The following is a 24,181-nucleotide window of genomic DNA, read 5'->3' as shown; positions in this document are numbered from 1 at the left end:
TTCGAATCCGTGTTCGCGCCCCGCCTCCGATGTCCGCTAGCCCACGAAGACGATGCCGCCCGGAAGATGCGTCACATTCGCGCCCAGCACCGCCTGCATCTGCGCGAAAATCTCGCCGACCCGGTCGATGCGGAATCGCCCGCTCAGGTGTTTCTGTGCGAGACGATCGTCGAGCACCACGACACGCCCGCTGCGATAACGATTGATCTCGTTCACGACATCGGGCAACGGCGTATCGCGGAACACCAGCACGCCCGAGCGCCACGCCGTCGCGACGGTGGTGTCGACGTTCGTCGCACGCCCCAGACGCTGCCCCTGATAGATGACCTGCTCATGCGCGCCCAGTTGCACGCGGTTGCCGCCCAGTTCGACGCGCACCGATCCGGACACACAGGTCACGCACACGCGCGAGTCGAGATTGCGCACTTCGAAGTTGGCTTGCGTGCCGATGGCGCGCCCGTCGCCTGCCGCAACGACGAACGGCCCGCCGCTGCGCAGGTTATCGACGGCAATCTCGCCATCGAGCAGGTCGATACCCGGGGAAACACTTTGCGACGTTGGGCCGCCGGTGCCGGCAGGCTTGAGCCAGGCGATACTCGTGCGCGTATTGAGATTGACGGTGATGTCGTTCGCGAGCGCGATCTGACGCTGCTCCCCCGTCGAGGTACGGTAATCGGCATGCGCCAGCGAAGTCATCGCCCCCCAGAGACCCACTGGCGCAATCATCGCCGCACCGACACCGGCCACCGACGCCAACGCACCGCCGAGGAACACACGACGCCCCACACGCGTCGGACGCCGGACCTCCACGCGCTCACGCGAGCGCACCATCTCGCCAGCGGGGCCGAGATCGCGCCACAGACGTCGTGCGTCGGCAAACGCCGCGGCGTGCGCCGGGCTCGCGTCACACCACTGTTGCAGCGCCTGTGCGTCGGCCACGGTGGCGCTGCCGGACGTGAGACGTCGCACCCACGCGTGGGCGTCGCGCTGCACGGCCTGCAAGGCCAGCGTATCGGGCACGGCCTGCCGCGATGGCTGCGGCGCGTGTCGGTTCGGACTGTCGGGTGCTGCCTTCATGTCGGGTATATCTGTCGATCCTCTGCTTGCAACGAGCGTGCTATCTGTCATGCCGCCCGTGCTTATTGACACCATTCAACACAATCCATCCCTTGCGGGAAACCTCGGACAATCCGGACCCCATGCGGAATCCGTCCGGAACATTTTGGGCCGTCCTGATGAGAAGACGCTCACCGATGCCGGATCCCGCAAGATTTTTCGAAAATATTTTTCATCACGTCGCACGACCGTCATAAAGCCGCGCCTCATCTTTCGATTTGCGCGGCGCAAAACTCCTGCGCCTTCTTCAACTCCAGTTCGACCAGCCGCAAGGAAATCCCGAAGCGCTCGGCCACTTCGCGCTGCGCAAGACCATCCAGACGCACCGCCAGGAGAATCTCGCGACGACGCTGCGGCATCTGCTCCAGCACGCGCGCCAGTTCGTGAAGATCGGAGTTCGCTTCAGCGATCTGTGCCGGACCGGGATCGGGGCTCACCAGATCGAGCATCGTCTCGATCTCACCCACACTTAGACGACGATCCTCGGCGCGCTGCTTGTCGATGGCCGCGTGATAGGCCATGCGATACAGATACGCCCCCGGGTTACGCACCGGTTCGCTGGTCTGCGTGCTCTCCAGACGCACCCACGTATCCTGCAAGGCATCGCCCGCCAGATCCGACGAACCAAGCTTGCGCGAGAGCAACGTCTTGAGCTGCCCGTAGCGCTCGACGAGCAAGTCCCTCAGCGTGACGCGCACGGGATCGGCACTCTCCGTCCTGTCTGCGCCTTGCGCATCATCGGCCCTATCTGCCATTCCGGCCTCCGGTACGCTGCCTGCCGGAAGGACGTTCCGCTGCCGGGTCACCGCCCCCATCGCACCCCCAGCGGCGGCCCGATGCCTTCGGCAGGATCACGAACGTGAACGGCTGTGCGAGCGATGGCGGCACGGGTTCCCCGATGCGTACCCCTTGCAGTGCGCCGACGACCAGCCGGTCGACGCTCTCATCGCCGCTCGTTCCGAGCAGCCTGACCGGGCCGATTTGCCCGTCGGCGTCGATCCACAGGCGCAGCGCGATGCGGCGCGCGCCCTGCGCCAGCACCGGCTGCGCGCAAAAGGCATCGTGCACGCGTGTCTGGACGAGGCCGAAATAGCGACGGCCCGCGCCTGTCTCGGCGGACGCATCGTCGACAGGATCGGACGTGTCGCGCCGCAACGGCACGAGCGCCACCGTCTTATCGCTGGTGTAACGCGCGGCGAGACCACTGCCTTCGAGCAGGCGCGCGAGCGCGGCGCGCGCGGACATCTCGCCCTGCACCGGCACCGAGACACGGCCAGCCGTCAGAGAACTGTCATACAGCAGGGAGATGTCGGTGAACGCGCCGTAGGCTTCGAGCGCGGACTGCAACGGCGCGGAGGGGATGTCGAAACGCAACAGCGGTGCGGGCGCGGTGCCGACATCGGCAGATGCGGCCAATGCCACTGAGGCTGACTGCCCTGTATTCGCGCCGGACGCGCCGCTGCCGGGCGTGACATCCGTCGCCCAGACACGGGCAGAGCAAGCGCAGGAGCAGATCATCGCGATGCACAGTATCAATATCGGCTGCGGCGTGCTTTTCGCTTTGGTTCTGAGCATGTCCGCGCTACTTGGCGCACTGCGGACCCGGTTCGGTGGGGGACGGATCGCACGCGTGCGGAATGGAAATCTGCGCGCAGGCTAGCAGTCCGATGTGAATTTTTTGTTACACCCTCAATTTGTTATGAGACCGAACCGTCTGACAGCGCCATGTCCGGAAGTCCGACATGGCGAGCGGCATTACCGAGTCGACGGCACTTCGAACGACTCGAATGTTTCCGCCACGACCGGGCCGCCATAGCCGTATTTGGCGCGTGGGCGCAGCATGAACGCCTGCGTGCGTTGCTCCATGACATGGGCCACCCAGCCCGCCGAACGCCCGATGATCCACATGGCGGTCGACGTACCGTCGGGCAATCCCAGCGCCCGTGCGAGCGCCACCAGTCCCGTCGCCAGACCGGCGTGGGCGTTCGCCTCGGTGCGCATACGCTCCAGAAAGTCGAGCGTCAGCCGGGTATTCCTGCGCAGCGCATCGTCGATGGCGACGTCATCCGTCTCGTTCATCAGCTCACCCGCGATCTGCATCATCAGATCGGCGCGCGCGTCGCCACCCGGATACAGCGGATGGTTGAAGCCAAGCAGACTCGCGCCATATTCGCGAACACGCTGAACACGCGTGTCCAGCGCATCGAACGGCTCGCACAGCAACAACGTCTCGATCTTCTCGGTGCTGGTGCCGGTGGTAAAGCCGATGTGTGAACCGATGGCTGCCGCCACACAGCCGAACAGATCGGCGTTGGTGGACGCCGCCACGCGCGCGGAGAACGTCGCCGGGGCGAGTTCGTTGTCCGCCAGCACGACGAGTGCCGCGTTCATGGCGCGCAGCCTCGCAGGTGTAACAGCACTGCCGGCTGCACGCAGCAGTTGCGCCGCAACACTCTCGTCGGGCTCGCGCGCCACGAAGCGTCGCTGCGGCCCGAGAAAGCCCACGCATCCGACCATGCAATGCAGCATCGCGCGGGCCGCCTGCACGGCGGTGCCGTCGGCCAGTTCACGCGCGCCGCGCCCGTGCATGGCCAGCGCGAACGGCACCATGCCCAGCAGGTTGCCGATGTCTGCGCTCGCCACCTCAAAGTCGTAGGTCGACAGAAAGCGCAGCACGTCGGGCGGCGTCTCCTGCATCGGCCAATCGGCGATGCTGTCCTGCCAGATCCCCGTCATCAACAAATGCACGACCGATTCGAACGACGCCCCGCCGCTCGCCAGATCAATCGCCAGCCGGTTGCGATAGCGCGGACCGTGCGGCGTGATCTGCGTGATGGCCGAGTGCAGCACCGGGTCGCCGAAGCGCATCGTCGATTCCGCCACGGCGCCGGTCGGGGCCCGTCCCCGCTTGCGGGTCGCCAGACGCTCGACGTCGCGACGCAGGTAAAGGCTCTTGCGGCCGTCCTCATGCGGCCGCGCACGGATCAATCCCCGGCTCACATAGGCATAGAGCGTGGCCGGCTTGATATCGAGCATCGCCAATACGTCTTCACGCGTCATCAGGTCGGTTTGCTGCGTCATCGTCTCCCTCTGAATGGTCTCGCCACGCACGCCGTCGCCTCGCTGCGACGGCTTTGCGGCACATCATGCCACATTCATATTGACTTTAAAAATCAATATTGATAAACAAAAATTCGGTCAGTAAAGTCGTCTCCGCGTGCACAGCAAAGTCATGGCAAGACAACAAAGACACTGCGAGCCGGCTTCGTCCGAGCGTCGACAGGTCGCCCATTCGGAGACAACGCATGGCCCTGGACCTACCCTCGCGGGCAGGCGAACGCATCGACGTTCGCGACGCCCTGCAATCCGCCCCGTTAGGGGCCTTTCACTACCGGCTCGCGACACTGCTCGCGCTGATCCTGCTGTTCGACGGCTTCGATCTGTACAACGCCGCTTACATCGTTCACGACGTCACCCGCCTCTGGCATCTGACACCGAGCCAGATCGGCGTGCTGCTGTCGTGCGGACTGGCCGGATTCGCCGCCGGCTCGGCCGTCTCGGGGCCGTTCAGCGACCGCATCGGCCGCCGTCGCGTCTTGCTCACCGGCATCTGGCTGTCGGGGGTGATGAGTCTTGCCATCGGGCTGTTTGCCCACGATCTGCGCACCTTCATCGGACTTCGCTTCGTGATGGGGATCTCGCTGGGCCTGCTCATGCCGGTCGCGGTCACCTACATCAACGAAATCGCGCCCAAGCGCAGCGCCAACGTCTTCACCATCGTGTTCTTCTCGTGCGGATGGATCGGTGGCGCAACGGCGTCAGGCTTCATCGCCGCATGGCTCATCCCGCAGTACGGATGGCAGAGCATGTATTACGTGGGCGCGCTGTCGGTCGTGCTGGCGCTGGCGCTTCAGTTCGTGCTGCCGGAGTCGGTCTCGTTCCTCGCCAGTCGCGGTCATCAGGAAGCGGTGCGTGCGCAGCTCACCCGGCTGTGGCCCGCGCGTGCGGCCGAGTTCGCCACCGCGACGTTCACCTCCCCCGACGCCGGCGTGAAAGCCGGTTCGGTCGCCGCGCTCTTCTCCGGTGAGTTTCGCCGTCAGACGATTTGCCTGTGGTCGATGGGCGCGTTGTCGCTCTTCTCGTCGTATGGTCTATCGGGCTGGCTGCCCACCATCATGCTGGCGCGCGGCGAGAACCTGTCGACGAGTTTCGCCTACGGGTCGCTGCTGGTCTTTGCCTCCGCGTTCGGCAGTCTGCTCACCGGTGTGGTGGCCGACCGCATCGGCAACCGCCGTCTGGCGATGTCGCTGGCGTGGTTGTGCGGCGCGGCGGCCATCGGCGTGCTCGCCACGATCACCGGCGGCTCGGTCACGTTCGTGGGCATCGTGGTGGCGGGCATGTTCGTCATCGGCACGCAGACCGTGCTCAACAACCTCGTCGCCGTGAGCTATCCGACGGAGATCCGCAGCACCGGCGTCGGCCTCTATCTCGGCATTGCCCGGGTCGGCGCGATGTGCGGCCCGGCCATCGCCGGCGTGCTGCAACAGGCAACGGGCGGCGCGGGAACGATGTTCTTCGTGCTCGGCGCAGCACTCGTCACCGCCGCGATGCTCGTCTTCCTCGTCGCACGCCCGGAAAACCTGCCGAAGGCCCCGGCCTTCGGTCATTGACTCCTTACGTCTGCATCGGAACGCTTCATGAACAGACTGACCCTTTCGCTCGCCGTCAACGACTACGACCACGTGCGCGATCTGCTCGACGGTCGTGTCTCGGCCCAAGGCATCGACCTTGTGCCGTCCGTGTTGCCCGTCGAAGAAATCTTCTATCGCACGACGCATTTTCAGGAGTGGGATCTCTCGGAGATGTCGCTCGCCAAATATGCGTCGCTGCGCTCGCAGGGCGACGACCGGCTGATCGGCTTGCCCGTGTTTCCGTCGCGCGTGTTTCGCTTGTCGTCGCTCTATGTGCGCGCAGACGGCAGCGTGTCCTCGCCGACCGACTTGCGCGGCAAGCGGATCGGCGTGCCCGAGTGGGCACAGACGGCCTCGGTGTACTCGCGCGGCTGGCTGGCGCAGGATCAAGGCGTGGCGCTCGCCGATGTCGAGTGGGTGCAAGGCGGCGTGAATCAGGCGGGACGCCGGGAGAAGGTCGCGGTGCGCGTGCCGGAGGGCGTGCGTTATCGCCCGTCGCCCGAGAAGTCGCTCACCGCCCTGCTGCTCGACGGCGAGATCGACGCGATCCTCAGCGCGCGTCCGCCAGCGCCGCCCCCGGGGCGCGAGCGGGAAGTCGTCCGGCTATTGCCCGACTTCGAGACCGCCGAGCGGGCCTATTTCTCGCGAACGGGCATCTTCCCGATCATGCATCTGATCGTGATGCGACGCGACATCTTCACCGCGAATCGATGGATCGCGAACAACCTCGTCAAGGCGTTCACGCAGGCGAAGGACGCCAGCATTGCGCGACTCGAAGACATCACCTGTTCGCACTTTCCGTTGCCGTGGATGAGCCAGCGCGCAGCACAAGCCCGCGAAATGTTCGGCGGCGATCCGTGGCCGTACGGCGTCGCACCCAATCGGGTCACGCTCGACGCCTTCCTGCGCTTCGCCTTCGAACAGGGTGTGTGCCACCGCGAGATGCAGGCCGGCGACCTGTTTCCGCCCGAAGTCTCGGCGGCCGTGCGGGTTTGATCCCGCGCGGCGCCCCCTTCGCTCCCGGACTTTCCATACTTCTAACCCCACCTCTCCGACACCATCATGCAAGCCCATACCTCCCCTGCGCCCTACGTTCCCGCAGAGACCGAACACGATGCGATGACGATCGCGCAACTGTGCGAAGACCTCGCTGCCGCCAATCACGTCCTCGCCCATCACGAAGTGCTCGACGGCTTCGGTCACGTGAGCGTGCGCGATCCGCGTAATCCGGCGCATTTCCTGATCGCGCAATCGATGGCGCCCGAACTCGTCTCGCCCGACGACATCCTCACGCTCGACCTCGATTGCCAGCCGGTCGACGGCGACACGCGCAAGCGCTATCTCGAGACGTGGATTCATAGCGAGATCTATCGCGCCCGCCCGGACGTCAAGGCCATCGTGCACAGCCACTCGCCGTCCGTGATTCCGTTCGCGGCATCATCGGTACGACTGCGCCCGGTGTATCACATGGCCGGCTTTCTCGGCAGCGGCGCGCCGGTGTTCGACATCCGGCACTGCTTCGGCTGCACGGACATGCTCGTGCGCAACGGCGAACAGGGCAAAGCGCTCGCTGAGTCGCTGGGCGACTCGGACGTCGCCCTCATGCGGGGTCACGGTTTCGTGGCGACGGCACCCTCGCTGCCCGCCGCCGTCTATCGCGCGATCTACACCGAACTCAACGCGGGCATGCAAGCGAAGGCTATCGCGCTCGGCGGCGACGTGACGTATCTGGACGAAGAAGAAGGCAAGCGCGCCACGCAGACCAATCTCGGCGTGATGGAGCGGCCCTGGACGCTGTGGAAACGTCAGGCGGCAGCCCTGCGCGGCGAGTGATCGAGCGTCGTACGGTGTGCGCGCAACCCCGCTGTGCGCACCGCAAACGCACGGGTCGCCGGTGAAGCGATCACCACGGCACCGTGCGTCCGAGGTAATCCACGTAATGCAGCCCGGCGCGGCCCTCGTGCGCGGTGATGGTGTGGATCAGCGCGGGAATGCTTTCGTCGATGCTTAACCGCGCCCCGGCACCGCCCATGTCCGTGCGCACCCAACCGGGCGCCATCAGCAACAGCGCGCGCGGGTCGTCGCGATGCCGCGCGGCGAAGCTGCGCATGAACATGTTCAGCGCCGCCTTGCTGCCGCGATACACCTCGTAATTGCCGTTCGTGTTGTTCGTGAGGCTGCCCTGTCCGGACGACATGACACCCAGCGTACCGCTCGCGGGCACCAGAGACTCGAACGCCTCGATCACCCGCATCGGACTCAGCGCGTTCGTGACCATCACGCGCACGAACTCGTCGGTGGAGACGTCGGCAATCGTTTCCCGGTCGTCGTTCTTCACCCCGGCGTTGACGAACAGCAAGTCCAGACACCGCCCGGACAGCCGCTCGCGCAGGCGTTCGACCTGCGCGGGCACCGTCATGTCGACGGTCTCGACTTCCAGCGCGCCGTTCGCCTTGGCGGCCAATGTATTGAGCGCGGCGCACGAGGCTTCGCGCCCCGTCGCGATCACGTGCCAGCCGCGTTCGAGATAGCCTTCGACCATCGCGAATCCCAGCCCGCGCGAAGCGCCGATCACCAATGCCGTTTTCCGGCGCGTCGTTTCAGATGTTGTCTTTTGCATATGCCATTCCTCTTCAAAGTCGCTACACGCGTCGCGCCTTAGCCACCGGCGGCATGCCGGGCAGCCGTGCGACGCGACCCGCAGAGAAATATAGAAGGACGGGATACCTGGCGGAAGACGCAGCGATTGCACTGATAACATGCACAAAACGCCTTATCTCGTGCCAAGCCCCGTGCACGCGCCATCACGACTGGAAACGCCGATGTCCGACCCCGATCTGAATTTGCTCGTTGCGCTGGACACCTTGCTCGCGCAAGCGAGCGTGGCAGGTGCCGCGCGGCAACTTGGGCTGAGTGCGTCGGCCATGAGCCGCACGCTGCGTCGTCTGCGAGACGTCACCGGCGACCCGCTGCTGGTGCGTGCGGGACGACGCATGGTGCTCACGCCGCATGCCGAACACCTGCGTTCGCGCAGCCGCGGCGCCGTCGACGAGGCCCGCGCCCTACTGACGCCTGCGGCGGCGTCGCTGGATCTGGCGAACCTGCAACGGACATTCACGATTCGGGCGAACGATGGCTTTGTGGAGGCGTTCGGCGCGCGCCTGCTCGCGGCGGTGACAGACGTCGCGCCGCATGTGGGTCTTCGGTTCCTGCCCAAGGCCGAGAAGCACGCGGACCCGCTGCGCGAGGGGCGTGCCGATCTCGAAATCGGCGTACTCGGTGCCGTTGGAGACGCGGGCAACATGGGACCGGAGATTCGCGTGCAAGCGCTGTTTCGCGACCGGTTTGTCGGTGCGGTGCGCTCGGGTCATCCGCTGACGACCGGCATGTGGTCCGGCACTTCGTCCGATAGCCACAGCGATACCCCGCCTAGCGTCGAACGATACGTCGCCTTCGGGCACGTCGTGGCATCGCGCCGGGGCATTGGCGACGGACCGGTCGACGAAGCGCTCGCGGCGTTGGGGCAGCAACGGCAGATCGTCGCCGTCGTCCCCAGTTTTCCGGCAGCGCTGGCGGTGGCGCAAGCGTCCGATCTGATCGCGCTGGTGCCGGTGTCGCTGCTGCAAGCGCCGCACGCACGGCGAGGACCGGCCTCGCCCGCTCCCTTCCACAGCTTCACGCTGCCCGTCGCAACCGCTCCGGTTACCGTATCGTTGATGTGGCATCCGCGCATGGACGCCGATGCCGCACATCGCTGGTTGCGTCAGCACATCGTCATGGTGTGCCGTGGCGACGCCGCCTGACGGCCGAACGCGCCAGCGGCTTTAGCGCCGCTCCGCCTGTCGCGCCTGAGCCCGCCACTGCGCGGGCGTCACGCCGACGACCTTCTTGAACACACGCTGAAATGCGGCATCGGACTGGTAGCCGACGGATTCGCCGATGTCGGCGACGGATGCCGTCGTATGCGCAAGCTTGCGGCCTGCGAGCGTCATGCGAATCTCGGTGAGGAAGTCGTGCGCCGAGCATCCGAGCGCCTCATCGAAGCGCCTTGAGAACGTGGCGCGCGACATGTGACACAACTCGGCCAGATCGGGCAACGACCACGCACGCTCCGGCGTATCGAACATTGCCGACAGCGCCGGTTGGAGACGGGGTTCGCGCGCGAGGGCCAGCAAGCCGCGCGGCGAGTTATCGCTCTCGCTTGCCGCGCGCAGCGTCATCGCGAACAAGGCCCCCGACAGATTGCCGACGAGCGCTTCGCATCCGGCCTCCTGCGCCATCGTTTCGTCACGCATGAGCGCGATCAGCCGCGCCAGCCGGTCGCCGATACTGCCCGGCGCCGGTGCCTGCCCATCGGCCTGCCGCCCCCCTCGCACCACCATGCGCGACGGCAGGTAGGTCTGAATCAGCCCATACGGCACCGTGCCGAAGAAGAAGCGTCCGCACAGCACGTCGGCCGAATCGCCGTTGCCCTGACGCAAGATGGTGAAACCCGCGCCCGCTTCGAAGTGCGGCGGGTCCTTCTGACGCCCTTCCCCCTCATGCAGCGAATGCGCATGCCCCGCAGGAAACATCACGATATCGCCCGCCGTCATCACGACTGGCGGCCCATCGCCGTGCTCGACGGTAGCGGTGCCGCTCAGCAACAAGTGCCAGGCGATCTGACTGTCGGGCGCACGCGCTTCGTCGATCCGCCACGGGGTGCCGAAATGACAGCGGAAATCGAGCTGTCCGGTCACGGGAATCAGTGTCAGTAGGCGATCCAGCAGATTCATAGGGGTGAGCTCCAGAATTCGTCTTGAGACGATTGAGCATAATACAGAGAAAAACAGGCATTAAAGATATCACCAATCCTCCCTAAGATGACATCCATGCCGTCGCCACTCTGTCGCGGTATTTCCAACCCACTGAAGGAGTCACACCATGAGCCGCATTTCCACCGTTTCGCCCCAAGACGCCACCGGTCGCACCGCCGAACTGTTCGCCAAGATCAAGGCCGGGATGGGCAAGGTGCCTAACCTCTTCCTGACGATCGGCACCCACGCCCCGGACGCCCTGGAGACCGCACTCGGCCTCGACGCCGTCATCGGCAAGACCAGTCTGGCGAAGCAGGACATCGAGACGATCCGTCTGGTGGTCAGCGAAGTCGGCGGTTGCGATTACTGTGTGGCGGCCCACACGATGGTCGGCAAGATGGCCGGTCTTGCACCGGAGGCCATGCGTGCCGTGCGCGCCGGTGTGGTGTCCGGCGACGACCGTCGCGACGCGCTGGCGCACTTCGTCCGTACATTGGTGACCACGAACGGCACCCTCGGCAACAGCGAATACCAACGGGTGCGCGACGCCGGTTTCACCGAACGTCAGATCATCGAAATCGCGCTGGTGATGTCGGGCATCACGTTCACGAATCTGGTGAACCGCATCAACGACACGGATCTGGACTTCCCCCGCGCCGACTGACCCCGTCGTTCCGCTCGCGCGGTGTGTGAAAGTGCAAAACGCCTCCCGGTGTGCCCGGGAGGCGTTTTTGCTGATGCTTTTGCCGTTGCCTTTGACGTCGGCCGTGATTGAACACGACACGACGCGGCATGACGTGGTGTCACATCAGGGCATGACCGGCGGATGATAGGTCAGCGTCTGGGCGAGCCACCAGAGCATGATGATGACCACCGGGAAGTGCACCAGCAATTGCGTGAACGTGTAGCCGACCACGTCGCGAGCCCGCAGACCGAGCACACCCAGCAGCGGCAACATCCAGAACGGGTTGATCAGGTTCGGCAGCGCTTCGGCCGCGTTATACACCGTCACGGCCCAGCCCAGATGCACATGCAGATCGTTGGCGGCCTGCATCACGTACGGTGCTTCAATGATCCACTTGCCACCGCCCGACGGCACGAAGAAGCCCAGCACCGCCGAATACACGCCCATCACGCCCGGGAACGACTCCTGCGACGAGATCGCCACGAAGAAGCTCGACAGGTGATGCGAGAGCGTCTGCCCGTCGAGACCCGGCGCCTTCGTCAGCAGATAGGCAATACCGCCATACAGCGGGAACTGGATCAGCACGCCCGCGACCGACGGCACCGACTTGGCGATGGCGTCGAGAAAGCGGCGCGGACGCCAGTTCAGCAACATCCCGAGCATCAGAAACAGGAAGTTATAGGTGTTCAGATTCGAGATCGCCAGCAGCGGGTCCTTGGTCGTGAACTCATGACCGATCCACAGCGCGCCCAACGCCACGATCAGCACCGTCACCAGCGGGCTGTATTCGAGCCAGTCGCCGGGACGTTGCGGACGTCCGTACGACTTCGTGGCATCGTCGAGAGACACACCGAGGTCGGCGGCCACCGTCGCTCGGTTGTCGCGCGGCGCGGAGTAGTACGCGAGGATCACGGAGATGACCGTCAGCACGGCGGCAATCGCCATCGATTGCGGCAGGAAGATCGTGTCCGAGAACGGAATGACACCGGTGATCTCGATGATCGCCTTCGGCAGGCTCGCCGGATTCGCCTGCAACTGCGCGGCTGACGAACTCAGCCCCAGCGCCCACGTTGCGCCCATGCCGAGATATGCCGCCGCGCCGCCCGCACGATAGTCCATGCGGATGTCGTCGCGCCGGGCGATGGCGCGCACCAGCAAGCCGCTGAACACCAGACTGATCGCCCAGTTGAACAGCGAGAGCACGATACTCACGAAGGCAACATAGGCCACGGCGCTGCGACCGCTGCGCGGCACGGCGGCCATCTTGCGGATGAGCGCAGCGGCCGGCGGGGAGACCGCAACGACGTAACCGGAGATGGCGACGATCGCCATCTGCATCGTGAACGGAATCAGGCTCCAGAAGCCGTCGCCGAATGCGACACCGACCTTGACGGCCGGCACGCCGATGGCGAGGGCGCCGCCGGCGCAAACGACCACGGCAAGGGCGGCGAACAGATAGGCGTCGGGAAACCAGCGTTCGGACCAGCGCGTGACCGATGCTGCCAGACGTTCAAGTAGGCCACCGCCTTGCGGCGACGGCGTGGTGCTCGATAGTGAAGATCCCGGTTTCATTTCCTGCGTTCCCCTTGCTGTAGTGTGTGCTTGATTGACGTACCGAACGCCCGTAGCCGTTCAGTGATCCTGCTGGTCTTGCGTGGCGCGCCAGACGAGCATCGCGGCCGCAAGGTCTTCGAGCGCGGTGCCCACCGCCTTGAAGACGGTGCGTTCGTCGCGGGCATTGCGACGAATGCGCCCCCCTCGGCAAAGATCGGCGAGCGTGCCCCGCACGTCCTGCGCCGTGAACACGCCGCGCGACATCGGCCCGAGCAACTCGCCCGATTTCGCCAGCGCCTCTTCGGTGTCGACAAACAACGTCGCACCGGCAAAGCACGCGTCGTCCGCCTCGCGCATCTGCGGCGTGAAACTGCCGATCAGATCCAGATGCACGCCCGGCGCGAGCCATTCGGCCTGCACCACGGGTTCGGTGGCCAGCGTTGCGCAAGTCACCACGTCGGCCTCAGCGACCGCCGCGCGAGCGGTCTCGCAGACTTGCGCCTCGAAGCCCTGCTCGCGCAGCCCGTCGACGAGACGCGCTGCGGCGGCCGCATCGCGATCCCACACGCTCACGCGCTCGATCGGGCGCACCGTGCGATGCGCGAGCGGCACCAGCGAGCCCACGCGTCCCGCGCCGAGCAGCGCGAGATGCGACGCGTCTTCACGCGCCAGATACGCCGCGCCCAGCGCCGACGCGGCGGCCGTGCGGCGCGAGGTGATCTCGTTGCCGTCCATTTGCGCGAGCGGCACTCCCGTCGTGGCGTCGTACAGCAAATAGGTCGAATGCAGGCCCGGCACACCGCGCTGGGCGTTGGCCGGTGCAATGTTGACCGTCTTGATGCCGAGGAAGCCGCCCGGCTGCCACGCCGGCATGATGAGCACCGTGGTGGCTGCGCCCGTGGCCGGGTCCGGAATGACGTGCGTGTGGCGCAGCGGCACTTCGCATCCCTGCACGAACATGGCGTTGAGTGCGTCGAGCAACGGGCCGAATGCCAGGGCGTCCCGGGTCGTGGCAGCGTCGATGATTTTCATGGGGTCGGTTCCTCTCTGAAATGGGCGGCAGGAAAAGATGGAGGGAAGGAATCTCAGGCGTCGATGACGATGGCTTCGCGCGGCACGGCCTGACAGGCCAGACACATGCCCGGCTCGTCGAGCGCCACGTCGCCCATGTGATCGACTTCACCTTCGAGCACGCGCACGGCGCAACTCTCGCACTGTCCGACGCGGCAACCGCTCGGCAGCGACAGTCCCAGCGACTCGGCGAATGACAGCAGACTGCCCTGCGACGGCGTCCAGACGGCCTCGCGGCCCGAACGGGCGAACCTGACGGGCCACGCGGCGTCGGCATCGACACGCGGTGCGCTCGGTGACCGGAAGGCTTCCTTGAACATGTCGAATGCCGGCATGCCGCGCGCCGCGAGTCCGCCCATGACGGCAGCCATCATCGGCTCCGGGCCGCACAGGTAGACACGCGCGCGGCGCGCGATGAGCGTGTCGGGCACGACCGCCGCCGACAGACGCTCGGACGACGCGTAGTCTCGCCCGAGCACATCGACGTCACGCGGCGCGTCGTAGTAATTGACGATATGCACGCTCGGCAATCGTGCCGCCAGCGCCGCCAGACGTTCGCGAAACGCATGCGTCGCGCCGCTGCGATTGGCGTAATGCAGCCAGACTTCCGGTGTCTGCCCGACACCCCGCTCAGCCTGTTCGGCAAGCGATTCGAGATAGCAGAGGAACGGCGTGATGCCGATGCCTCCGGCGAAGCACACCACAGGCTGACGGCTTTGCAGCGGCATGACGAAGCGTCCGGAGGGTGCGCCGAGTTCGATCACGTCGCCCACGCGCGCACCGGTGTTGAGCCAACTGGAGACGATGCCCTCGAACGGTTCGCCTGCGGCGGTGCGCCCCTGCTGATGACGCACGGCGATGCGGTAACCCCGGCGGCCCGGCTCGTTCGCCGGTCCGGTGAGCGAGTAGGCACGCGTGACCGGTTGCGCATGACCGGGCACCGGTACGCGAACGGTGACGTGCTGCCCCGCCAGATAGTCCGGCAGCCCCACATCGTCCAACGGTTCGAAGGCGATGGCGCGCACGCCGTCGGCAGCTGCGGCGAGTTCGCTGATACGAAAGCGCGCCAGACCGTCCCACGGACGATGCGACGGATCGCTCGCGGCGTCGCGCGCCACATCGCAGCGAAACGAGCGCAACGGCGACGACCCGCTGATCGGATCGATATCTCGCGTGGTCACCAGCGCGTTGAAGTTGCTCGACTGCTCGCCCGTCATGACGAAGCCGCGTCGGCCCACGCTGTCGCACGCCTGCCACCAGCCGTACTCGGCGAGCAGCACGTCTTCGCCGACGCCGGTATCGAACGCCGCGCGAAACCGCGCGACGCCCGCCGGGGTCGTCACCCGCACCCAGTCGCCCTGCGCGATCTGCTTGCGCTGGGCCAGCGCCGGATGCAGATGCACCACCGGATCCGGCGCGCGCATGCGCAGGCTCGCGAGACCGCGATGCTGGCTGTGGCAGTAGTAACCGTTCTTGGTCGAACCGAGCACGAGCGGGAAACGTTGCGCTTCGTCTTGCGTGACATGACGTGGCGCCACATGCACCGGCACCGGCGGGTAGCCGTGACGCAGCAGACGCTCGGAATACAGTTCGACGCGCCGCGTCTCGGTCGCGAAGCCCCGCACGCCACCCGCCTCATTACGCGCGTACTTGCGTTCGTACTGCGGTTGGGGACGCGAAATACCCTCGGGGTGTGCGCGCAGCGTCTGCACATCGAGCCCGGTCGGGGCGAGTTGATGATTCCACGCGGCTTCGAGACTGCCGCCGAAGAAGGCGTCGCCCATGCCCAGCCGCACGGCCAGATCGAACACGATGTCGTTGTCGCTGCGCGACTCGCCGCGCGGCGACACCATGCGCTGACGCAGTTGAATCAGGGCATCCGCCCGATCGTCGATCTCGAAGCCGGGGCGCAGACCCTCGCGCTCCCACGGCGTATTCACCGGCAGGAGAATGTCGGCGTAACGCGACGACGGCGTCTCGAACAGATCGCAGTGCACGTGGAACTCAAGCGCTTCGAGCGCCTGCTTCGCCATCTCGTAGTCGGCGTGCGATGCCAGCACATTGGTGCCGAAGCAGAACATGGCGCGAACGCGATACGGCTCGCCGTCGAGGATCGCGCGATAGGTGTCGCGTGCCGTCACCCAGCCGCGCGCGGGCGGTCCCAGCGGACGTTCGTCGATGCCCAGCGCCTTCGCCTGCTGCTCGGGGCTCAGCAGTTCATGTTGCGCGACCGCGTTCACCGGCTGACGCGTCATCACACGATTGCCACCGCGCCGGTCGAAGCTGCCCGTGAGCGCGTACAGCACGGCGATGGCGCGCTCGATCTGCGTGGCGTTGGCATGCTGCGCCACGCCCGACCATGCGTGATACGCAACGCGCTGCGCCCCGTCGAAAAGGCTGGCCGCCGCGTCGAGTTGCTCGGGCGTCACGCCGCAAAGCTCCGCGACCGTCTCGGGGTCGTAAGGGGCCAGCCCTTCGCATAGCAGGTCGAACGCAGGACGGCAGGTGATACGCTTGCCGTCGCGGCCATCGACCGTGAACTCGCCGCGCAACGCCGCGTAGTTGGCGGCATCCCGTGTCAACGCGTGGGCAGTGTCGTAGACGAGCGGGGCGGCAGCCGCTTCGTTCCAGATGACGAAGGCATCCGGCAACGCGCTGTCGTACGTCGCCAGTTCGCCAGCCCGCAGGAAATGGCCGTTATCGCTGCGCACGAGCATCGGCGCGTTGGTCCAGCGTCGCACGAAGGTGTCGTCGTAGCGCCCCGTGTCGATCAGGCGACGCGCGAGGCCAAGCGCCAGTGCCGCATCGGTGCCGGGACGCACCGGCAGCCACGCATCGGCGTCGCCCGCCAGCGGTGTCTTGCGCGGATCGACGACGAGCAGCCTGGCGCCGCGCGCGCGTCCGCGTCCGATGGCGTTGGCCTGACTCAGCCACGTGCTCGTCGGGTTATGGCCCCACAGCATGATGACGTCGGCTTGCGCGTAGTCGGCCGTCGGCATGCCGCAGCCAAACGTGAACGCGTGCGCGAAGTCTTTGTGCCAGTTGCAGATTTCCGTCGCATAGACGGTATTGGGGCTGCCGAACACCCGGATGAAGCGCTCGATCCAGTCGATGCTGTCGGACAACGGGGTACCGCTCGGGGTAGTGACGCCGAACGCCACGGCATGAGCGCCGCTCTCGCGCCGGATGTCGCCCAGACGCGTGGCGATTTCGGTGAGGGCCTGATCCCACGAGATGCGCTCCCAACGCGGGTCGTCGGCGCCCTTCGGGGCCCTACGGCGCAGCGGCGTGGTCAGGCGATCCGGGTGATGCACCAGCTCCGGCGCCGCCTTACCCTTGCGGCACATGGCGGCGCCGTTCGGGTGCGACGGATCGGGCTCGACCGCGATCAGCGCGTCGTTTTCCACGCGATTGAGCGTACCGCAGCGGGATCGGCACAGCGTGCAGAACCCGGGCTTGACCTCCTGAACCATGTCCCGTGCATCTCTATAGGAATTGATATTCCGATGCTATACAGGGGGCAGTTTTATTACTAATATAAAAAATATAGTTTGCAATATTGATTTTTTCAATGAAACCTACCCTGCGTCAAATCGAGTATTTCGTGGCGGTGGCCGAGACGGGACAAGTGATGCGCGCCGCCGAGCGGTGCAGCGCGTCGCAGTCGTCGCTCACGATCGCCTTGCAGAACCTGGAGGTCATCGTGGGCACGCCGCTGTTCGTGCGCCACGCGAAAGGATTGCGACCGACGGAAGCCGGCGAGCGCTTCCTGCGACATGCCTACCGCATTCTCAACGCCACGGACGATGCGCTGCATGAAGCGCGCACCCTGCCCGACGACGCCGGCGGCCGGTTGCGTCTGGCCGTCACCGAGACGATCTCCGCCTATCTGCTGCCATCGGTCGCAAGCACGCTGTCGAAGCGCTTCCCCAACGTCGAACTCACGCTGATCGAAGGCGACCGACAGGAACTGGAGGCGGGCGTACTCGCGGGGGATGTGGATCTCGCGCTGCTGCTGGTATCGAACGTCGTCGCCGACGGTCTCGTCTCACACACGCTGCTGCGCTCGACGCGCCGTTTATGGACAAGTCCGGGGCATCCGCTGCTGGACAAACCGACGGTTACGCTCGACGACGTGCGCGGCCAGCGCTTCCTGCTGCTCGACATGGACGAGCACGTGCAGACGGTGGAACGTTACTGGCATGCGGCAAAGGTCGAGCCGGTGGTGCACTTCCGCACACGCTCAATCGAGTCGATTCGCAGTCTGGTAGCGCAGGGGTATGGCGTATCGATTCTCTCGGATCTCGTCTACCGGCCATGGTCGATCGATGGCGGACGGATTCTGCGACGGGATCTGGGCACGGGCGTGCCGTCGATGGATGTGGGGCTGGTGTGGGCGGCGCAACGTCCGCCCCAAGGGCTGACCGAGCGTCTCGTCGGTGCGCTACGCACGCTCATCCGCGAAATCAACGATCGCGGGCATATGGGCATCGAGTGAGGGACGACGACGGCTTGCGCGCCGCTGCCCCTCATCCGCATCACGCGCGGCGCGTGGCCAGCTCAGCGCCCTGACGCAGCGCTTCGAGCAGACTGCCTTCGTCGGCAATGCCCTTGCCAGCGATGTCGAATGCCGTGCCGTGATCGACCGACGTGCGCACCACTTGCAGGCCGACCGTCACGTTCACGCCAGCCTCGAGACCCAGCACCTTCACCGGGCCATGGCCCTGGTCGTGGTACATGGCGACGACGAGGTCGAAGTCGCCGCGACCGGCGCGGAAGAACAGCGTGTCGGCAGGCAGCGGTCCTTCGATGTCCCAGCCGCGCTCGCGCAACAGTTGCACCGCCGGCACGATCTTCTCTTCCTCTTCGCCATAACCGAACAGACCGTTCTCACCCGCATGCGGATTGATGCCGCACACCGCGATGCGCGGGTTCGCGATACCGGCCTTCACCAGCGTGGCATGACCGCGCTCGATGGTCCGTTGCACCAGACCTGGTTCGATCTTGCGGATGGCGTCGATGATCCCGATGTGCGTCGTGACGTGAATCACGCGCAGTTGCGGCGCGACCAGCATCATCGACACTTCGTCCACGCCCGTCAGATGCGCAAGCATCTCGGTATGGCCCGGGAACTTGTGACCGCCTGCGTGCAGGGCTTCCTTGTTGAGCGGCGCCGTGCAGATGGCGTCGATCTCACCGGCTTCGGCGAGCTTCGCCGCATGCGCGATGTACTGATACGCGGCGTCGCCCGCGATGGCCGACAGTTCGCCGAACGGCAGGTCTTCCGGGATCAGGTTCAGGTCGATGCACTCGATCACGCCACGCGCGAACGTCGCCTCGGAGACCGTCTTGATACGACGCACGGTCAGCGGCGTCTTGACGATCGCGATGGCCTGTTCGAGACGGCGCGCGTCTCCGATCACCACCGGACGGCACTGCGCATAAACGCTCTCGTGCGCCAGACTCTTGACGATGATTTCCGGGCCGACGCCAGCCGCATCACCCATGGTGATGCCAATGACAGGGAGGTAAGGGTTCATGGCGTTTGCGTTCCTATCCGTTTCGTTGGGGGTGTCCGGCCTGTCACTGCGATGGCCGGAACGATATCCAAATGTGTTGCTGTTGTGCTGACGGTATCGCTCACCCACGCGCCGCAGCGCGCAAATGCCGATAGGCACTGTGAAGCGCAGCCTCGCCACCAAAGGCACCGGCCTTCGTGACGACGTGCATCGGCGTGCCGTTGACGGGTCGCCCCACGGCCACACCCGGTTCGACTTCAGAGAGCAGTTCCAAAGCACCGATGTTCGCAGCGCTCAGCATCGCTCGCGCGGTCTCGCCGCCCGTCACGATCAAGCCTGACAATTGCGTGAAATGCGGTGCGATCAGCGCCGCCAATGCGGCCGACAGCTGCGCGCCTTCGGCGGGATCGAACGCATCGTCGCGTCCGATGCGCACCAGCAGATCGGTGCCCTGCCCGATCGCCTCGCCGATGCGCGCACACCAGCCCTCGCTCTCGGGATGCGACGCGCCAGCGCGCAGCACCTCCGGCGGAACGATCCACTCGACAACGTCGTTGTCCTCGCACAGCCGCGCGCACTGCTGACGCGAAACGGCCGACAGACTGCCGACCAGCGTCAGGATGCGGCCGGCGCCAGCGCGACGATCATTCGTCATGTCGTTCGCTGTCGCTTCCGCTTTCTCGATCTCGCTCGTCAGCGCAGCGCTTTCCGGCGTCTCGAACAACACCGGCAATTCGGCCAGTTCGCGCGCGAGACCGCCCGAACCGACCCAGAAGATATCCGTGAGCGTCGCGCTGGCGCGCGCGAGCATGGCGAGATCGTCGTCCGTCTGCGCATCGACGATCAATGCGGTGACGCCATCTTCGCGCGCCTGCGCAATGGCTTCACCGAGCGCCGCCTGCACTTGCGCGAGTTCGCCACGCAATGCGCTGGCCGACACGACGCGCGACGTCATACCAACCGCGGCCAGCATCGGCGCCAGACGTGCCTCCTGCCCTTCGTGCTCAAGCTGCCAGGTGTCCGTCTCGGCGAGCGGTACGCCGCGCACGAACACTTCGCCGTTGCGCACGGTGCGGCCCGTGGCCGGGAATGCGGGCGCGACGATCGCAAGCCCCGCGAGCGGCTGCAACGCCGCGACTTCTGCGACCCAGTTGCCACGCAACGTCGAGTCGATTTTCTTGTAGAGACGACGGCCCGGGGCCGCCAGTCGCTGCCAGGCGGCAACGGCACGCGCCGCTGCGTCGGCCGGGGCGAGACGACGCGTATCCGTGTCGATCGCAACGACCTGCGCCGAGGCATTGAAGCCGTCGACATCCAGCGATACCACGCTACGCCGTCCGGCATTGGTAAAGCCGATGGCACAGTCGGCAGCGCCGGACAGATCGTCGGCGACAATCAGAACACTCACTGCACCGCCCCCTTGCCTGCCATCGCACTGCGCGCCATGGCACGCTTGGCAACGGCGGCTGTCAGGATCGGCGAGACGATGGCCGTCACGACCACGCAGGCGGCCACGAGCAGCGTTGCGCTCTTGGCCGCTTCTTCATAAACCGGGTTCGCTGCCGCGATCAGCGCAGGCACCGCTGCCGCATTGCCCGCCGTGTTGGCGGCGGCCGTACCGGCCACCCCGGTGCCGCCCGTCAGACGGTCGACGATGTACAACGGAATGCCCGTCACGACGACCACGGCGAAACCGAGCAGGATGCCCAGCAGACCGGCTTGCCAGACCTTGTGCAGATCGAGGCCGGCGCCGAGCGCCAGCGCGAAGAACGGGATCATGACCGGCACGGCGCGTCCGAGGAAGTCGCGCATCTCGCGGTCGAGGTTACCCAGCAGCATGCCCACGGCCAGCGGCAGAATGCTGCCCACCAACGTCGGCCACGGGAACGCCGACAGACCGGCAACGCCCAGCGTGACCATCGTCAGGAACGGGCCCGATTCGAGCGACATGATCGTATAGGCGCCCACGTCTTCCGAACGGCCGTATTGCCCCATCAGCGCCATGTAAAGGCCGCCGTTGGTGTCGTTCATTGCGGCGACCACGGCCAGCGTGGAGATGCCGGCGAACATGCCCGACGACACCGGCGCTTCACCGAGGAAGTGACCGAGCACGATACCGACGACGATCGCCGCGCCCACCTTGGCCGCGAACAGCGCGCCGCCCTTCTTGATGAGGTAAGGCGTGGCCTTCACGTCGATGCTCGCGCCCATACAGACGTAGAACACCGCCAGAATCGGCAGCGCGCCCGTGAACAGCGCATTCGTGAACGAGCCGAAGAACTTCGGCATGCCCGGCATGAACGTGGCGATCAAGGAGCCGATCAGCAGGGGGACAATCATCATCCCGCCCGGCACGCGCTCGATCCCGCGCTTGATACGAATTTGAGCCATTGTTGTCTCCCGACTGATATCGATATTGATTAATCGATCATTTTTTTGATCGATTTGAGCAGACGGAAGTCTAATCGCTGCCAGAAAAATGTGCAAATTTTGTGACTAGGGGTTTATCCTCGGGTGAAATCGATCAAAACGGCATCATCGAGCCACGTCAAAATGATTGAATCGATCATTTTTGATCGATGCCAGTCACTGGCACCGCTCGACGACCACGCCCCTTGCTCACTGATCGATTTCCGGACGCGGCAAGCTACACTATGCGCGCCGCATGGCGATCCTGCTTTCGGCACCTTTGCGGGTGCCCTGTGGGCAATTTCGTAGCGTCCGGCTGTGCAGACCTACGGCATCCATCCGCTGACTGAACTTCCATGAAAGTAGCCAACCGCCGCGAGGCGATATTCAAAGCTGTCCTGTCGGGCATGACCGATGTCGCGGCGCTGTGCGCGCACTTCGGCATGTCGGAGGCGACCGTGCGGCGCGACTTGCGCGCGCTGGCGGATGAGCGGCGCATCGTGCGCACGTACGGCGGCGCGGCCGCGCCGGTGCGCATGCATGAACCCGAAGAGTCGCTGGAATTGCGACGCGAGAGTTTCCGCGAGCAGAAGGACGCCATCGCGCGCGCCGCCGTCGCGCATGTGGCCGACGGCGACACCATCTTTCTCGATGGCGGCACCACGACCGAAGCGATGGCGCGCTTTCTTGCCGGACGCGAAAACGTTCAGGTGGTGACGAACAACCTCCTGGCCGTGGGCGCGCTCGCCGCCAATAAGGTGCCCGTCACGTTGATCGGTGGCGACGTGCGCCCGTCGAGCATGAGCGTGCTCGGGCCGCTGGCGCAGCTTGCGCTCTCGCGCGTGTCCGTCGACAAGGCCTTTCTCGGTGCGGACGGCGTCGTCGCCGGTCGCGGTCTGTGCGAAGCCTCGGCGGAACAGGCATGGCTCAAGGAATGCATCATTCGCCAGTCGGCCAGCGTCTATGTATTAGTGACGGCCAACAAGCTCGACCGCGCGAGCCAGCAGCACTGGACCCCGTTGGAGCGCGCGTGGACCCTCGTCACCGACGCACCGGCCGAGGCCGACGCGCTCGCCGAATTCCATAAACACGCCGAAATCGCCGTCGAGTCAGTACGATGAAATCAGCGCGCTGAACGCCGTCTGAACGTGAGCTTGTGTGCCGATCCGTGACGCCGCGCGTCCCGGTCGGCCTTGTAATCTGCCGAGACATTTATCCCCCTCAACGCGACGTCAATTCGTTGGGGCGTGCCATCGGGATTTGTCCCGCGCAGAATATCCGTCATTGCGCGATGCGCGCGTTTGCCCGAGCGAGACCCCGATGACGATGAACCGACGCACGCTGCTGCGCTCCATTACCCTGGCAAGCATGGCCGCAATGGCTGGCTCCCTGCGCGCCGCCCCGCGAGCCTTTGATACGCGTGCGACGCAGATCCTGCTATGGCCGGGCATGCCCCCCGGTGGTGGCGGCCCCGGCGGTCGCGTGGAAACGAGTGCCAAGGGCGCCGTCAGCAATGTCGTGGCACCGTATCTCGACGTCTATGTCCCTGAACGTCCCAATGGCGCGGCGATGCTCGTGGCGGCCGGCGGCGGTTACAAGCGCGAACAGATGGGTTCCGAAGCGATTCCCGCCGCGCAGTGGCTCGCCGAGCGCGGTGTCACCGCGTTCGTGCTGGCGTACCGTCTGCCGAACGAGGAATGGGTCGACGGCGCGCTCGCGCCGTTGCAGGACGCCCAACGCGCCATGCGCATCATTCGTTCGCAAGCGCACCAGCGCGGGCTGGACGCGGAGCGCGTCGGGGTCCTCGGCTTCTCCGCAGGCGGACATCTGATGGGATTGACGGCAACGCGCTCGGGCTTCGCGTCGTATCGTCCGGTCGACGACATCGACACGCATTCGGCGCGACCGGCCAACGCCGCGCTGATCTATCCTGTCATCACCCTGCTGCCGCCGTACGACCACACGTCCACGCGTCGTATCCTCGTCGGCAATCATCCGACGAAGCAGGAAAGCGCAGAGTGGTCCGTGGAAACGCATGTGAAGCACGGGTGCCCGCCGGTCTTTCTGACGCAGGCGGACGACGATCCCATCTCCAATCCGGAGAACACCCGCATCATGAAGCGCGCCTGCGAGCAGGCCGGGGTGCCGGTCGAGTTCCATCCGCTTGCCAGCGGAGGTCATGGTTTCGGTATGGGGAGGCCGGGCACGCCGACCGCCGAATGGCCGGCCTTTTACGAGACGTGGTTACGCGCTCGTCAGATGATCGCCTGAACGGGCGACGGCAGCCGGTAGGGAAGGCGCAAGGGAGCGAGGCGCGAGACGCCTCGCGATTTTTAGCTC

The 24,181-nt window shown here is 65.6% G+C and carries 20 protein-coding genes; 8 read left to right on the top strand and 12 right to left on the bottom strand.

All coding sequences use genetic code 11. The features are described from left to right. Positions 1–36: 36 nt before the first annotated feature. The 4 genes from C5N93_RS27850 to C5N93_RS27835 form a co-directional block, all read right to left on the bottom strand. Entirely contained in the window at positions 37–1,077 is a 1,041-nt protein-coding gene (locus C5N93_RS27850) for a FecR domain-containing protein (RefSeq protein WP_242561820.1), read from the bottom strand. Positions 1,078–1,322: 245 nt separating this feature from the next. Further along, a complete protein-coding gene (locus tag C5N93_RS27845) occupies positions 1,323–1,871 on the bottom strand; it encodes an RNA polymerase sigma factor (protein WP_242561819.1) in 549 nt (182 codons plus the stop codon). Then, positions 1,861–2,691 (bottom strand): secretin and TonB N-terminal domain-containing protein, encoded by an 831-nt coding sequence (locus tag C5N93_RS27840; protein WP_242561818.1) that lies wholly within the window; start codon positions 2,689–2,691, stop codon positions 1,861–1,863. The genes C5N93_RS27845 and C5N93_RS27840 overlap by 11 nt, the downstream gene beginning before the upstream one ends. Before the next feature lie 180 nt (positions 2,692–2,871). After that, positions 2,872–4,197, bottom strand: coding sequence for a citrate synthase (locus tag C5N93_RS27835; protein WP_242561817.1), 1,326 nt, complete (start codon positions 4,195–4,197; stop codon positions 2,872–2,874). Positions 4,198–4,421: 224 nt separating this feature from the next. Here C5N93_RS27835 and C5N93_RS27830 point away from each other — a divergent pair, with 224 nt between their 5' ends. The 3 genes from C5N93_RS27830 to C5N93_RS27820 all read left to right on the top strand — a co-directional run bounded on the left by C5N93_RS27830 (position 4,422) and on the right by C5N93_RS27820 (position 7,640). Continuing rightward, positions 4,422–5,786 (top strand): MFS transporter, encoded by a 1,365-nt coding sequence (locus C5N93_RS27830; RefSeq protein WP_150722183.1) that lies wholly within the window; start codon positions 4,422–4,424, stop codon positions 5,784–5,786. A 27-nt stretch (positions 5,787–5,813) separates the two neighbouring features. Then, positions 5,814–6,803 carry a 4,5-dihydroxyphthalate decarboxylase gene (locus tag C5N93_RS27825; protein ID WP_242561816.1) on the top strand — a complete coding sequence of 330 codons (990 nt, stop codon included), beginning with the start codon at positions 5,814–5,816 and terminating at the stop codon, positions 6,801–6,803. 123 nt (positions 6,804–6,926) lie between these two features. Continuing rightward, a complete protein-coding gene (locus C5N93_RS27820; protein ID WP_150722325.1) occupies positions 6,927–7,640 on the top strand; it encodes a class II aldolase/adducin family protein in 714 nt (237 codons plus the stop codon). Positions 7,641–7,710: 70 nt separating this feature from the next. On the opposite strand, the gene C5N93_RS27815 is transcribed toward C5N93_RS27820, so the two are convergent. Next, positions 7,711–8,427 carry an SDR family NAD(P)-dependent oxidoreductase gene (locus tag C5N93_RS27815; RefSeq protein ID WP_242561815.1) on the bottom strand — a complete coding sequence of 239 codons (717 nt, stop codon included), beginning with the start codon at positions 8,425–8,427 and terminating at the stop codon, positions 7,711–7,713. A 202-nt stretch (positions 8,428–8,629) separates the two neighbouring features. On the opposite strand from C5N93_RS27815, the gene C5N93_RS27810 reads away from it, so the two are divergent. Next, the gene (locus C5N93_RS27810; protein WP_242561814.1) at positions 8,630–9,610 is read left to right on the top strand and encodes a LysR family transcriptional regulator; all 981 of its coding nucleotides are present in this window, start codon (positions 8,630–8,632) and stop codon (positions 9,608–9,610) included. Between the two features lie 21 nt (positions 9,611–9,631). Here C5N93_RS27810 and C5N93_RS27805 read toward each other — a convergent pair whose 3' ends face one another. Then, on the bottom strand, positions 9,632–10,582 hold the full coding sequence (locus C5N93_RS27805) for an AraC family transcriptional regulator (protein WP_242561813.1): 951 nt from the start codon (positions 10,580–10,582) through the stop codon (positions 9,632–9,634). Between the two features lie 148 nt (positions 10,583–10,730). Between C5N93_RS27805 and C5N93_RS27800 the strand changes: the two genes are divergently transcribed. After that, on the top strand, positions 10,731–11,267 hold the full coding sequence (locus C5N93_RS27800; protein ID WP_242561812.1) for a carboxymuconolactone decarboxylase family protein: 537 nt from the start codon (positions 10,731–10,733) through the stop codon (positions 11,265–11,267). 144 nt (positions 11,268–11,411) lie between these two features. Here the strand turns inward: C5N93_RS27800 and C5N93_RS27795 are convergent, their stop codons facing one another. Genes C5N93_RS27795 through C5N93_RS27785 form a run of 3 tightly spaced genes read right to left on the bottom strand, consistent with a single transcriptional unit; the run spans position 11,412 to position 17,386 of the window. Beyond that, a complete protein-coding gene (locus C5N93_RS27795; RefSeq protein WP_242561811.1) occupies positions 11,412–12,860 on the bottom strand; it encodes a TIGR00366 family protein in 1,449 nt (482 codons plus the stop codon). Positions 12,861–12,920: 60 nt separating this feature from the next. After that, positions 12,921–13,874, bottom strand: coding sequence for an ornithine cyclodeaminase family protein (locus tag C5N93_RS27790; RefSeq protein ID WP_242561810.1), 954 nt, complete (start codon positions 13,872–13,874; stop codon positions 12,921–12,923). 53 nt (positions 13,875–13,927) lie between these two features. After that, complete coding sequence (locus C5N93_RS27785) at positions 13,928–17,386, bottom strand: molybdopterin-dependent oxidoreductase (protein ID WP_242561809.1); 3,459 nt, start codon at positions 17,384–17,386, stop codon at positions 13,928–13,930. Positions 17,387–17,484: 98 nt separating this feature from the next. On the opposite strand from C5N93_RS27785, the gene C5N93_RS27780 reads away from it, so the two are divergent. Further along, positions 17,485–18,411: a LysR family transcriptional regulator gene (locus tag C5N93_RS27780; RefSeq protein ID WP_150722191.1), complete on the top strand. Its 927-nt coding sequence runs from the start codon at positions 17,485–17,487 to the stop codon at positions 18,409–18,411. Positions 18,412–18,451: 40 nt separating this feature from the next. On the opposite strand, the gene pdxA is transcribed toward C5N93_RS27780, so the two are convergent. From pdxA to C5N93_RS27765, 3 genes are all read right to left on the bottom strand, one after another. After that, positions 18,452–19,453, bottom strand: coding sequence for a 4-hydroxythreonine-4-phosphate dehydrogenase PdxA (gene pdxA, locus C5N93_RS27775; RefSeq protein WP_069343645.1), 1,002 nt, complete (start codon positions 19,451–19,453; stop codon positions 18,452–18,454). 100 nt (positions 19,454–19,553) lie between these two features. Beyond that, complete coding sequence (locus C5N93_RS27770; RefSeq protein ID WP_242561808.1) at positions 19,554–20,840, bottom strand: four-carbon acid sugar kinase family protein; 1,287 nt, start codon at positions 20,838–20,840, stop codon at positions 19,554–19,556. Beyond that, entirely contained in the window at positions 20,837–21,823 is a 987-nt protein-coding gene (locus C5N93_RS27765; protein ID WP_242561807.1) for a 2-keto-3-deoxygluconate permease, read from the bottom strand. Before C5N93_RS27765 ends, C5N93_RS27770 begins: the two co-directional genes overlap by 4 nt. 374 nt (positions 21,824–22,197) lie before the next feature. Here C5N93_RS27765 and C5N93_RS27760 point away from each other — a divergent pair, with 374 nt between their 5' ends. Both C5N93_RS27760 and C5N93_RS27755 read left to right on the top strand, forming a co-directional pair. After that, a complete protein-coding gene (locus C5N93_RS27760) occupies positions 22,198–22,962 on the top strand; it encodes a DeoR/GlpR family DNA-binding transcription regulator (RefSeq protein WP_242561806.1) in 765 nt (254 codons plus the stop codon). 199 nt (positions 22,963–23,161) lie between these two features. Further along, the gene (locus C5N93_RS27755) at positions 23,162–24,112 is read left to right on the top strand and encodes an alpha/beta hydrolase (protein WP_242561805.1); all 951 of its coding nucleotides are present in this window, start codon (positions 23,162–23,164) and stop codon (positions 24,110–24,112) included. Positions 24,113–24,181: the final 69 nt, after the last annotated feature.

The sequence above is a fragment of the Pandoraea sp. LA3 genome (genome assembly GCF_022696215.1).
GTDB classification, from domain to species: domain Bacteria; phylum Pseudomonadota; class Gammaproteobacteria; order Burkholderiales; family Burkholderiaceae; genus Pandoraea; species Pandoraea capi.
Note: the sequence above shows the minus strand (reverse complement) of the source record. Positions and strands in the feature narration are given on the sequence as shown.